The sequence below is a fragment of the Deinococcus pimensis DSM 21231 genome (assembly GCF_000519345.1).
GTDB classification, from domain to species: domain Bacteria; phylum Deinococcota; class Deinococci; order Deinococcales; family Deinococcaceae; genus Deinococcus_A; species Deinococcus_A pimensis.
The window spans coordinates 40,881-52,234 of sequence record NZ_KI912657.1 but is presented as its reverse complement, the minus strand read 5'-3'; the positions used below and the strand labels follow the sequence as shown (position 1 = coordinate 52,234).

Sequence of the window (11,354 nt, the reverse complement as noted above, 5' to 3'; positions counted from 1 at the left end):
GCGCCGCGTGGTGGGCAGGGCGGGCGTCACGGCGGTCTCGCGCCGGCCGGGCGTGGCGACGATCGCGACGAGGACGGCGGGCAGCAGGTGGGAGCGGCGCACCGGGAGAGCGCAGTGGACGAGCGTGACCGGAACGTGACGAGAATTCGCGTTTGAGACGACATCCGCCGCTGAAACAGGGACGTCCTTTACGCTACATTCATCCCAATGGCCGCGCCGTTCCCCTCCGACGAGTTCGAGCGTCTGCTCGCCCTCGCCCGCTACGAGATCCTCGACACCCTTCCCGAGGAGGCGTTCGACCGTGTGACGCGCCTCGCGGCGGACCTGCTCGGCACGGACCTGGCGGTGATCAACTTCGTGGACCTCGACCGCCAGTGGGGCAAGAGCTGCGTCGGTGTGGACAACACGGAGGCGCCCCGCTCCGAATCCTTCTGCGCGTGGACGATCCTGTCCGACGAGGTGCTCGTGATTCCCGACGCGGTCGCGGACGAGCGGTTCCGCAACTACGAGATGGTGACGGGCGAGCCGCACATCCGACTCTACGCGGGCGCGCCGCTCGTCACGCCCACCGGGCACCGTGTGGGCACCCTGTGCGTGACGCAGAGCGAGCCGCGCGAGTTCGGCGACCGGGAGCGCCGCGTCCTGAAGGACTTCGCGGGCATCGTCGTGGACGAGCTCGAGCTTCGCCTGCGGACCCTGGAGCTCGAACGTGAGGTGAGCGCCCGCGAACGCGTCACCGAGGACCTGCGTCAGAGCGTGCAGCACGCGCAGATCCTCACGGCGATCCACGAGCTTCTCGGGTACGACCTCTCCCCCGAGGAGGCGTGCCGGGCGGCCGTTCAGCAGGTCGCGTCGGCCACGGCGGTGGACTGGGCGGGCCTTCTGACGGTGGAGGACGCCGGGGCCACCGACGTCCAGACCGTGTGGTCGTCCGGCGCGCTCGACGCGGGCGACGCGCGGATGTCGCGCCTGATGACCGGGCTCGTGCGCACGGGCGAGTCCGGCTTCGTCGACGCGACGTTCGGCGACGCTCACGTCCGGGCGGCGCTGGGTGAGACCGCGGCGAGCGCCGCCGTGACGCTTCCGCTGGGCCGCGTGGGGAGCACGAGTTACGCCCTGTGCGCGCTGCGGGTGGAGGGGCGGCCCTGGCGCGGCAGTGACCGCGCCCTGCTGTCGGCGGCGTCGAGGTCGGTGCAGGCGGCGCTCGGTCGTCTGGCGTCCCTGCGGTCCGCGGAGACGGACGCGAGACGTGACGCCCTCACGGGGCTCGCGAACCGCCGCGCCTTCGACGAGACCCTGGAGGCGCTCGACCGCTCGGGGGGGCCCTTCACGCTGGCCCTGCTCGACCTCGACGGGTTCAAGGCCGTGAACGACACGCTGGGACATTCCAGGGGCGACGCGTTGCTGCGCCTCTTCGCGGAGGCCCTGCGCGCCGAGGCGGCCGACGGTGACGAGGTCTTCCGTCTCGGCGGTGACGAGTTCGTCCTCCTGCGGCCCGAGGCGGGGGCTCACGACGCCCTGCAGGAACTGGTGGACGTCGCGGTGGCGGTGGTGCGCCAGTCGAACTTCCCCCGGGTGGGAGCCAGCGTCGGAACGGGGTCGCGCGTGGGCGCGGAGGTGCGTGCGCACGACGCCTTGCAGGAGGCGGACGCGCGAATGTACGCCGCGAAGCAGCGCCGGGTCGTCCGGCCGCCCTCCGGCCCGGAGGGGAAGATCGGAGGGGCTCAGCCGCCGCTCCGGGCGCTCGGGCTGCAGGTGGACCCGTCGGCTCACACCGTCCGTTGCGAGGATCGGCGGGCGCAGTTGAGCCCGACGGAGTCCCGGCTGTTGGTGTCGCTCGTGAGTTTTCCGGGGCGTGTGTTCTCGCGCGAGGAGCTCATGGTCTGTGTGACGGGTTCGCGCCGCGGCGAGGGAAGCAACGTCTTGGACGTGCACATCTCGAACCTGCGGCGCAAGCTGGCCGTGTTGTCCCCGTCCGTGTCCATCCGTTCGGTGCGTGGTTCCGGGTACACGCTCACGGCCGTGGGGTTGCGGGCGTCCTGAGCGCGGATGACCTCATTGACTTCATGAGTCGTGTAATGAAATTCACGACCTTAATCAATGACCTTCATGAAGTTGCGTTCTTACCATCCAGAGCTTTTCTTTGCTTATGCTTCATCCATGAGCGCAACCTTCACGCTTCCTGAATGGCGAGCGAGCCTGACGTCCGAGCTCCGCGACCGTCTCGACGCCCTCGAAGCGCTCGGCTACACCTTCGGCTGGTTCCTCGACGACGACCGCCTCACGGTCGACGAGGAAGAATCCGCCGAAGCGGCCTTCGTCATCTTCAAGGGCTCCATGCCCGTCAGCGGCTGGCACGCCGGAACGCTCGAAGGCAGCATCGACCGTGCGGCCCGCTACGTCGAACACCGCCACGACGTCCACGCCATCCTGGCCTAGGAGGGATCGAATGAAACTGCTCGCCGAACACCACCTGACCGAAACGCAGACCTTCGCCGTCCTCAACCGCACCAGCGCGGCCGCACGCCCCCGCGCGGACCTTCCCCACGACGAGGAAACCGAACACGTCATCGACGTCCTCGTCCGGCTCGACCTGCTGCGTCACACCCAGGAGGGCCTGATCCTCACGAGCACCGGCGAGGTCATCCTCGACGCGCTCTGGCTCACCCACAGCACGCCCGCCACGCGCCTGCGCGACCGGGTCCGCTGCGTCCTGAAGACGATCGCGCCCGCCTCGCCCGCCAAGCTCGCCCGCGTCCTCGGCGAGCGCGCGCAGGACGTGGAGCGCCAGCTGCAGCTGCTGTGCAGCGAGGGCGTCGTCGCCCACGACGCCGCGCAGGGCACCTTCACGCCCGCCGCCTGACGTCTCCTCAAGAAATTCTGAACGGCATTCTTACGCTGCCGCCGCGCCGTCGCGGTCAGATGTGAGCGATTCCCGTCCGTCCCGAGCGCCTTCCCCTCGTCAGGGATGGACCCGCTCCTTCATGTCCTCGCCGACCTCCGCACGCTCTCCGTCACGAGACATGATCTCCACCGTGCCGTCCGTTCCACGTAGAACACGCCCGTGAGGATCACATGCCCCGTCAGCTTCTCCTGATCGACAGCGACCCCGACGCCTCCCGCATCCTGACCCGTCAGCTCGGCGAGGCCGGATACGCCGTCAGGCACGCAGGAGGTGGAATTCGCGGGCTCACGCTCGTCCGCGAGTTCCACCCGGACCTCGTCCTGCTCGACCTGCACCTCCCGGACCTCGACGCCGGGGAAGTGATCGCCCGGCTCAAACGCTCGGGGCAGGTGCCCGTGATCGTGCTCTCGTCGCCTCCTGCCGCGGACCGAAGTCCCCAGGCGAACCGGACGGGCGCGGACGACTACCTCAGCAAACCCGTCGATCTCGGCGCGCTGCTCGCCCTCATCGCCCAGCGCCTCGTCCCGGAACGCGGCGACGACATCCGTGTGGGACCGCTCGCCCTGCGCTGTGCCGACCGCACCTGCTTCTACCGGGACGTGCGGCTGCGGCTCACCGCGAAGGAGTTCGACCTCATCGCGATGCTCGCCCGTCATCCCGGGAGGGTCTTCGCGCGTGAGGAGCTCTCTCGGGGCCTGTGGCACGGCCCGACGCCCGCCGGGAACGTCCTCGACGTCCACATGGCCAACCTCCGGAGCAAACTCCGCGAGGAGGGCGCCTACGGGCTGCTGCGGACCATTCGCGGCGTGGGCTACACCCTGCGCGCCGACGGCTGAGCTCAGGCCGGACGGACCCCGTACCCGACGCCGCGGACCGTCCTGAGGACGCCGAAGGCGCCGCAGGCACGCAGCTTCTCACGCAGGTTCGCCATGTGCACCTCGATGAGGCCGGCGCCCGGCGGCGGCTGTCCCGACCACAGCGACGCCACGATCTCCTCGCGCGAGTACACCCGCCCGGGCTTCTGCATCAGCAACGCGAGAATCTCGAACTCCTTCGGGGAGAGCTTCAGCGGACGTCCCTCGTGCCGGGCGGTGCGGCGCACGATGTCGAGTTCGAGCTCACCGAGCGTCAGGAGGGAGCGCGGTTGCTGACGGCGCACCTGCACCCGCACCCGCGCGAGCAGCTCGTCCGAACTGAAGGGCTTGGTGACGTAGTCGTCCGCGCCCACCTCGAAGAGCGCGAGCTTGCGTTCCACCGCGTCCATGGCGGTCAGCACGATGATCGGCACGGCGCTCGAATGCCGCAGCCTGCGCGCCACCTCGATCCCGTCGAAGTCGGGCAGGCCCAGGTCGAGGAGCACCAGGTCCGGAAGGTGTTCGCGGGCGCTCACGAGCCCGCTCGCGCCGCTCGCGGCGTGCGTGACCTCGAAGCCCGCGTGTTCGAGGTCCTCCTTGATGAGTTGTGCGATGTCGAGGTTGTCCTCCACGAGAAGGATCCGCTGCTGCATGACACACCCCTTCCCTTCGAGTGTGGGGCGCGCGGGCGCCCGCACGATGAGGGGTGAGCCGAGATTGACTTGATGCACGTGTGAATCCGGTGGCGGCGCACACCGACGCACCCCATCGGTGGCTACCATGGGCCGGAGACGGAGGTGCGCAATGGTCCACACGAGCGCGGAGCAACTCAGGAACCGACTCACCCGCATGATGGAACTGCAGGCCGAGCGTGGGGAGGCCGACACGCTCGGCCGGGCGCGCGCGGCGGTCGCGTTCGTCCACCGCGAACCGGACCTCGTGCTGCTGCTCGACGGCCGAAGCGGGAGCACCACGGCGATCTGGGACGAACTGCCGGACACCCCGGACCTCCTCTTCGAACTGCCCGACGCGCTCACGGCCCATCAGTTCTGGGCGGGCGAACTCAACGTCATGAAGGCACTGACGGAGGGCCGGATGAAGATGCGCGGCAACGTCCTCAAGGCGGTGGCGCTGCTGCCGTCCTCGGCGGCGAATCAGGCGGCGTACCGCTCCGCCGTGGAGATGGAGGAACGCGGGTTCATGTGAGGAGGCCGCCGTTGTGACGGGCCTGTCAGAGGCCGCGTGCTAGCTTCACGGTACTCTCATCGCTGTCGGATGGAGCCTGGAGTGGACCGCCTTGATTCACCGTACCCGTCTCCCCACCACCGCGCTCGCCGTCCTCCTCGCCCTCGCCACCCTGCACCTCGTCTGGACCCTGCTCGGCGCTCCCCCGCAGGCCTGGCGCGCCACGGTCGGCAACCTCCTCTTCTTCCCCGTCTACGCCCTCGCGGCGGCCCTCGCGTTCGGCGCCGCTCGACGTCGGCGCGGCCCCACCCGGTCCGCCTGGGCCTGGATCGCGGCGGGCATCCTCTCCTGGGGCGCCGGTCAGGTCGTCTATACCTTCATCGACCTGTTCACGTCCGAGAGCCCCTTCCCGTCGCTCGCGGACGTCGGCTACCTCTCGCTCGTCCCGTGCTTCCTGATCGGCGTGGCGCACCTGCCCCGCCGCAGCCTGGAACGTCACCAGACCTTCAGCTTCCTGCTCGACATCGTCATCGTGGTGCTCGCCGTCGGGGACGTCCTGTGGGACGTCCACGCGCACGACGCGATCACCTCGTACGCCGGGCAGCCCTTCGCGCTCGCCGTCGCGCTCGCCTACCCCGTCGTGGACCTCGTGCTGTGCGCGCTGCTGCTCGCCCTGCTGCTGTGGCGTCCACGCCACCTGTCCCTGACGCAGGTGGGCCTCCTGACGGGCGGCCTCGCGCTCTTCCTCGGCGCCGACCTCGGCTACGCCTATCAGACCGGTGAGGGAACCTACGAGGTCGGCGGTCCGCTCGACACGCTCTGGGTCTGGGGCGCGGTCCTCTTCGGTGCCGCCGCGCACCGGGCCGGAACCTCCCCCACGCGGGCCACGGACCTCGTCGACTTCGCCGACGAGCACGGCAGCGCCAGCGGCGTCGTCGTGCCGAACACCGCCATCATCGTCACCTACGCGCTGTTCGCGTTCCTCCACCTCGGCACGCTCGCACCGCACCGCGACCGGGTCGATCCCGTCCTCGGCTGGGTCACGCTCCTCGTCCTCGTCCGTCAGGTCCTCGCCCTCAGCGACAACCAGCGGCTCAGCCGCCGCCTCGCCTACCAGGCCCGCCACGACCACCTCACCGGCCTCCTCAACCGCGTCAGCCTGCGCGCCTCCCTGCAGCACGCCATCGAGGTGGCGCGGCAGCAGGGGCACCTCGCGGCGGTGCTGTTCGTCGACCTCGACCGCATGAAGCTCGTCAACGACTCCTACGGCCACCGCGTCGGTGACGAGGTGCTGCGCGTCATGGCCGCCCGGCTGAGCGAGGGCGCCGGGGCCGACGCCCTCGTGGCGCGGGCGGGCGGGGACGAGTTCGTCATCATCCGCGGAGACGTCCGCTGCCATCACGACCTCGCCGAGTTCAACGAGCACCTTCTGCGCGCCCTCTCCCAGCCCATCGACGCGCTCGGGCACGAGGTGTTCCTCAGCGCCAGCATCGGCGTGGCCCTGTGCCCCCGCGACACCGCCGACCCCGACACGGCCCTGCGCTACGCGGACGTCGCGATGTACGAGGCGAAGAAGAACGGCAAGAACACCTGGCGCGCCTACGACCACCGCTACGACGACACCGCCGTGGAGCAGTTGAGGCTCGACACGCACCTGCGCCTCGCGCTCACCGCGGAGGAATTCGAACTGCACTACCAGCCCATCGTGAGGCTCACCGACTCGCGGGTACTCGGCTTCGAGGCCCTGCTGCGCTGGAACTCGCCCGTGCTCGGCAGCGTCAGCCCGCTGAAGTTCATCCCGGTCGCGGAGGCACACGGCCTCATCCACGCGCTCGGAGCGTGGGCACTGCGCCGCGCGCTCGCGCAGGTGCGCGTGTGGCGTGAGGCGTCACCCGACCTGTACGTCAGCGTCAACGTGTCCGCGCACGAGTTCGCGCGGGACTCCTTCGTTCGTGACGTCCGTGACGCCCTCAGGAGCGGCGGCGTGGAGGGCGGCGCGCTCGTCCTCGAACTCACCGAGAGCGCCCTCATCGACGATCTCGCCGGGTCCGTGGCGAAGCTCGACGAGCTTCATGAGCTGGGCGTTCGCGTCGCGGTGGACGACTTCGGCACGGGCTACTCCAGCCTCAGCTACCTGCACCGCCTGCGGGTTCAGCTCCTCAAGATCGACCGATCGTTCGTGCAGCGCCTGCCGGACGAGGGACTGCCGCTCGTCCGCGCCATCATCACGATGGCTCACAGCCTGGGGCTGGACGTCGTCGCCGAGGGCGTCGAAACCCACGCGCAGGCGAGGACGCTGGACACGCTCGGCTGCGGTCTGGGGCAGGGCTACCTGTTCGGACGCCCCCGCGCCGAGCCCATGACCGAGCACGACCTCGCCCGACGCCCCGCCTGATGCGCGGACGGTGAAGGGGAGCGCCGGGAATCCTCACCGCGCTTCCCCACACGACGCGTACAAAGGGGCGAAGATCGACATCTCGCCCCTTTCGAGCGGAGGACCTCATGGAGTTCGAGAACACCAAACGTATCCAGGCGCCCGTGGACGACGTGTACGCCTGGGTCTCCGACGTCCGGAACCTGCCGAAGTACCTTCCCACCACCCGCGAGGCCCACATGGCGTCCGGCGAGAAGGTCCACGTGGAGGGCGAGGCGCACGGGCATCAGTACGCCAGCGACGGCTTCTTCCGTCGCGACGACGCGGGCCGCCGGATGGAGTGGAGCTCCGACGGGGACTTCAGGTACGCGGGCTGGCTGCAGGTGAAGCCCGTCAGCAACGAGGAGACGGACGTCACGGTGCACCTGACGTTCGATCCGACCCCGCAGGAGTCCGCGAACCGCCCCATGCCCGGACAGGGTCCGGATCAGCACCAGATCAACGAGGGCATCGTGAAGGCGCTCGACAGCATCAAGAACCAGATCGAGGGTCACGGCGGCAAGGAAGAGCCGCCCTCGGCCCACTGAGCCTCACGCGGGACGCCCCGAGGCGAGCTCGCGCCTCGGGGCGTCCCGCGTAAGACTTTCGTCAGAACGCAACCGCGATGCTGCGAGGACAGGTCTCCGTGACACCCCCTTCCCCACCTTCCTCCACGCCCGCCGCCGACGCCGCGCTCGACGTCGGTCTCACCGCCCGGACGCTCGTGCGGGTGCTGCCCGTCGTCGCGGTCACCTTCGGCGCGGCCCTGCTGCTGGAGCGCGCCACCGGACGGGTCCACCCGTTCGACGAGGTGGTCTACCCGGCCATGGGGGCGCTCTTCCTGATCCTCACCCTCTGGATCGGGCTCCGGCCCGGGGACCGCTTCGCCGTCGTGCTCGTCACGCTCACGAGCGCCGCGGCCTTCTTCGTCGCGAAGCTCGGGGTGCTGGTCCTCACCACCGACGGGCCCCTGCCGCTCGGGGTCGCCTCGTCGTTCCTGTGGCTGCCCGCCGTGTTCTCCCTCGCGTACCTCCTCCCGAGCGGACGGGTGGCGCTGCGCTTCAACCTCGCGCTGATGCTCGCGCTGCCCCTCACGGTCGGTGCCGCGGTGATCCTGCGGCCCGGCCCGGTCGATCCGGACGGCGCCAACGCCATCGTTCAACTGCTGCTCTCGAGCGCGACCATCCACGTCCTCGCGCGCGCCTCGCATCTGCGCGCGCAGCGCTACGCGCGCGCCGCCGCCCTCGCGGAGAGCGCCGAGGCGCTCGCGCTCACGGACGCGCTCACGCAACTTCCGAACCGACGGCACCTCGATCGGCTGCTGGGCCGCGCCGTCGAGGAGGCCCGCGCGCAGGGGACGTCCTTCTGCCTCGTGTACCTCGATCTCGACGGCTTCAAGACCATCAACGACGCGTACGGCCACGCGGCAGGGGACGCCGCGCTGCAGGACGTCGCCCGTCGCCTCGACGACTGCCGTGAGGACGGGCAGGTCGTGGCGCGTCTCAGCGGCGACGAGTTCGTGGCGCTGCTGCCCGGTCTAGATCTCGCCGGCGGGCAGGAGGCCGCGCGCAGGTACGTGGACGCCGTGCGCGGCCCGGTGGATCTGGACGGGCACGCCCACCACCTCACCGTGAGCGCCGGACTGAGCGAATATCCCCGCCATGGCGCCGACGCGCACACGCTGCTGCGTCACGCCGACGCCGCGATGTACCGTGTGAAGCGCCGAGGGCGCGACGGGCTCGCGACGTCGGGAGACCTTCAGATGGATTCCGCGGCCGCGCCCACCCGGACAGGGTAAGGTGCGGGCATGAGCACACCCGCGCGTCCCATTCCCCGCCTCGACCTCGTCGGCATCGTCGTCCGTGACATGAAGGCGTCGCTGGCCTTCTACCGACTGCTCGGCCTCGATCTTCCTGCGGAGGCCGACACGGAGGGTCACGTGGAGGTCCGCGTGGGCGACCTGCGGCTCGCGTGGGACACGGAGGACGTCATCCGCAGCTTCGACCCGCAGTGGCGGGCCCCGACGGGCGGTGCGCGCATGTCCCTGGCGTTCGCGCTGCCCACGCCCACGGACGTGGACGCCACCTACCGGCACGTGACCGCGCACGGCGCGTTCGGACACCTGGAGCCCTTCGACGCGCCCTGGGGCATGCGCTACGCAGTCCTGCACGACCCGGACGGGAACGCCGTGGACCTCTTCGCGCCGCTCGCCTGAAGGCCGCGCTAGGGCGCGAGCGGCAGACGCACGTGGAAGGTGCTGCCCTTGCCCGGAACGCTCTCGACGCGCACGTCGCCGCCGAGGCTCTCGACGACCTTGCGGACGATGGCGAGCCCGAGCCCGGTGCCCTCGTACTCGTCCTTGCGGTGCAGACGCTGGAACATCCCGAAGACCTTCGTGAGGTACGCCTCCCCGATGCCGACGCCGTTGTCCCTCACGCGGAGATGCACCGCGCTCCCCACGCGCTCCGCGCTGACGTGCACACGCGGCGGAACACCCTCGCGGCGAAACTTCAGGGCGTTCGCGACGAGGTTGCGCAGCACCATGGCCAGGCGGTCCTCGTCGCCGCGCACGACGCCGAGCGGACCCACCGTCACCACCGCCCCCGAGCGTTCCACGGCGTCACGCAGGTCCTCCAGCACGCCCCCGGCGACGACGTCGAGGTCCACGTCCGTGACGGGCGGCGTGGTGGCGCCGAGATTGGCGTAGGTGAGCAGCGCGTCCACGAGGGCCTTCATCCTCGTCGCGCCGCCCGTCACGAAGTTCAGGTAGCGGCGCGCGTCGCCTTCGAGCACGTCCCCGTAGCGGCGCTCCAGCAACTGAGCGAAGCTCGTGATGGTTCGCAGGGGCTCCTGCAGGTCGTGCGCGGCGACGAACGCGAACTGCTCCAGGTCGCGGTTGCTGCGCCTCAGGTCGTCCGCGGTGCGGCGCAGCTCCTGTTCGGTGAGGCGGCGCCGGGTCACGTCGCGGAACGTCACGACGACGCCCTCGATCTCGCCGCGCAGGCCCCTGAGTGGCGTGGCGGTGTACTCCACGGGGAAGCTGGTGCCGTCCCGACGCCAGAACACCTCGTCGTCCACGACTCGGGTCACGCCGTCCTCGCGCGCCAGCCGGACCGGGCAGACCTCCTCCGGGTAGGGCGTGCCGTCCGCGCGGGTGTGGTGGATCAGCGCGTGCTGGGGGCGGCCCAGCATCTCCTCCGCCGTGAAGCCCGTCATGGCGAGGGCCGCCGGGTTCGCGAAGGTGGTCAGGCCCTCCGCGTCGAGACCGAAGATGCCCTCCGCGGCGCTCTGCAGGATCTGACGGTTGAGGGCGCGCAGGCGGGCGTTCTGATCGTCCAGGGCGCGTTCGAGCGCCTTGCGGTCCGTGAGGTCCACGACGTACGCCACGAGCGACTCGTCGTCGGGACTGGCGCGCGCCACGGACACCAGGACGGGCACGCGCGTCCCGTCCGGCAGGAGGTACTCCTTCTCGTAGGGCGCGCAGAAGCCGCGCCGCAGGGTCTCCTCGATGGCGCGTTCGTCCGCCGGGAGCCACTCGGGCGGCGTGACGGTCTGCCAGTTGAGGCGGCCCGCCTCGTAGTCCTCGCGGCTGATCCTCAGCAGACGCAGGTACGCGTCGTTGACGTAGGGCAGGCGCCCGTCCGCGTGACCGAGGACCACCCCGATCGGGTTGGCGTCCACGAGACGCCGCAGGGTCGTGAGGTCCTCACGGGTGCGGATGTCCTCCCTGTCCGGCGGCACGGCCTCATGCTAACCGCAGGGGCGGCCGCCCGTCACGTGCGGAGGACCTTCAGAGTCCGTGCCGCCGCGCCGTTTCCCGGGCCGCCTGACGGGCCGCGCGCTCCAGGGCCGCCGCGAGCGCGTCCCGGTCGGTCATCGCGCGGACCCGTCCGAGTTCGTGCGCGCTGACGTTCGCGACGACGCTCCACGCGCCGCGCTCGTCCTGCCGGACTCTCGCGGGCAGTCGGGACAGCAGACGGCAGAGCTCGGCGAGGTA

General features: G+C 70.6%; 12 protein-coding genes. 9 read left to right on the top strand and 3 right to left on the bottom strand.

Going from position 1 to position 11,354, the window contains the following annotated elements; translation table 11 throughout:
- Positions 1 to 207 precede the first annotated feature (207 nt).
- The 4 genes from DEIPI_RS35705 to DEIPI_RS0116460 all read left to right on the top strand — a co-directional run bounded on the left by DEIPI_RS35705 (position 208) and on the right by DEIPI_RS0116460 (position 3,741).
- Positions 208 to 2,043 carry a diguanylate cyclase domain-containing protein gene (locus tag DEIPI_RS35705; protein ID WP_052351792.1) on the top strand — a complete coding sequence of 612 codons (1,836 nt, stop codon included), beginning with the start codon at positions 208 to 210 and terminating at the stop codon, positions 2,041 to 2,043.
- A gap of 117 nt (positions 2,044 to 2,160) precedes the next feature.
- Positions 2,161 to 2,439 (top strand): hypothetical protein, encoded by a 279-nt coding sequence (locus DEIPI_RS0116470; protein WP_027482493.1) that lies wholly within the window; start codon positions 2,161 to 2,163, stop codon positions 2,437 to 2,439.
- A 10-nt stretch (positions 2,440 to 2,449) separates the two neighbouring features.
- The gene (locus DEIPI_RS0116465; RefSeq protein ID WP_027482492.1) at positions 2,450 to 2,863 is read left to right on the top strand and encodes a hypothetical protein; all 414 of its coding nucleotides are present in this window, start codon (positions 2,450 to 2,452) and stop codon (positions 2,861 to 2,863) included.
- 212 nt (positions 2,864 to 3,075) lie between these two features.
- Positions 3,076 to 3,741 carry a response regulator transcription factor gene (locus DEIPI_RS0116460; protein WP_027482491.1) on the top strand — a complete coding sequence of 222 codons (666 nt, stop codon included), beginning with the start codon at positions 3,076 to 3,078 and terminating at the stop codon, positions 3,739 to 3,741.
- 2 nt (positions 3,742 to 3,743) lie between these two features.
- On the opposite strand, the gene DEIPI_RS0116455 is transcribed toward DEIPI_RS0116460, so the two are convergent.
- The gene (locus DEIPI_RS0116455) at positions 3,744 to 4,412 is read right to left on the bottom strand and encodes a response regulator transcription factor (protein ID WP_027482490.1); all 669 of its coding nucleotides are present in this window, start codon (positions 4,410 to 4,412) and stop codon (positions 3,744 to 3,746) included.
- A 151-nt stretch (positions 4,413 to 4,563) separates the two neighbouring features.
- Here DEIPI_RS0116455 and DEIPI_RS0116450 point away from each other — a divergent pair, with 151 nt between their 5' ends.
- The 5 genes from DEIPI_RS0116450 to DEIPI_RS0116430 all read left to right on the top strand — a co-directional run bounded on the left by DEIPI_RS0116450 (position 4,564) and on the right by DEIPI_RS0116430 (position 9,572).
- A complete protein-coding gene (locus DEIPI_RS0116450) occupies positions 4,564 to 4,965 on the top strand; it encodes a hypothetical protein (protein WP_027482489.1) in 402 nt (133 codons plus the stop codon).
- Positions 4,966 to 5,056: 91 nt separating this feature from the next.
- Complete coding sequence (locus DEIPI_RS35700; protein ID WP_052351791.1) at positions 5,057 to 7,339, top strand: putative bifunctional diguanylate cyclase/phosphodiesterase; 2,283 nt, start codon at positions 5,057 to 5,059, stop codon at positions 7,337 to 7,339.
- A 107-nt stretch (positions 7,340 to 7,446) separates the two neighbouring features.
- On the top strand, positions 7,447 to 7,905 hold the full coding sequence (locus tag DEIPI_RS0116440) for an SRPBCC family protein (RefSeq protein ID WP_027482488.1): 459 nt from the start codon (positions 7,447 to 7,449) through the stop codon (positions 7,903 to 7,905).
- 98 nt (positions 7,906 to 8,003) lie between these two features.
- Positions 8,004 to 9,155, top strand: a complete 1,152-nt coding sequence (locus tag DEIPI_RS0116435) for a GGDEF domain-containing protein (protein WP_027482487.1) — start codon at positions 8,004 to 8,006, stop codon at positions 9,153 to 9,155.
- Positions 9,156 to 9,164: 9 nt separating this feature from the next.
- Positions 9,165 to 9,572: a VOC family protein gene (locus tag DEIPI_RS0116430; protein ID WP_027482486.1), complete on the top strand. Its 408-nt coding sequence runs from the start codon at positions 9,165 to 9,167 to the stop codon at positions 9,570 to 9,572.
- 8 nt (positions 9,573 to 9,580) lie between these two features.
- Here the strand turns inward: DEIPI_RS0116430 and DEIPI_RS31890 are convergent, their stop codons facing one another.
- A complete protein-coding gene (locus DEIPI_RS31890; protein WP_052351790.1) occupies positions 9,581 to 11,098 on the bottom strand; it encodes a sensor histidine kinase in 1,518 nt (505 codons plus the stop codon).
- Between the two features lie 49 nt (positions 11,099 to 11,147).
- Positions 11,148 to 11,354: hypothetical protein (locus DEIPI_RS40095; RefSeq protein ID WP_027482485.1), on the bottom strand; the 207-nt coding region annotated here is incomplete at its 5' end.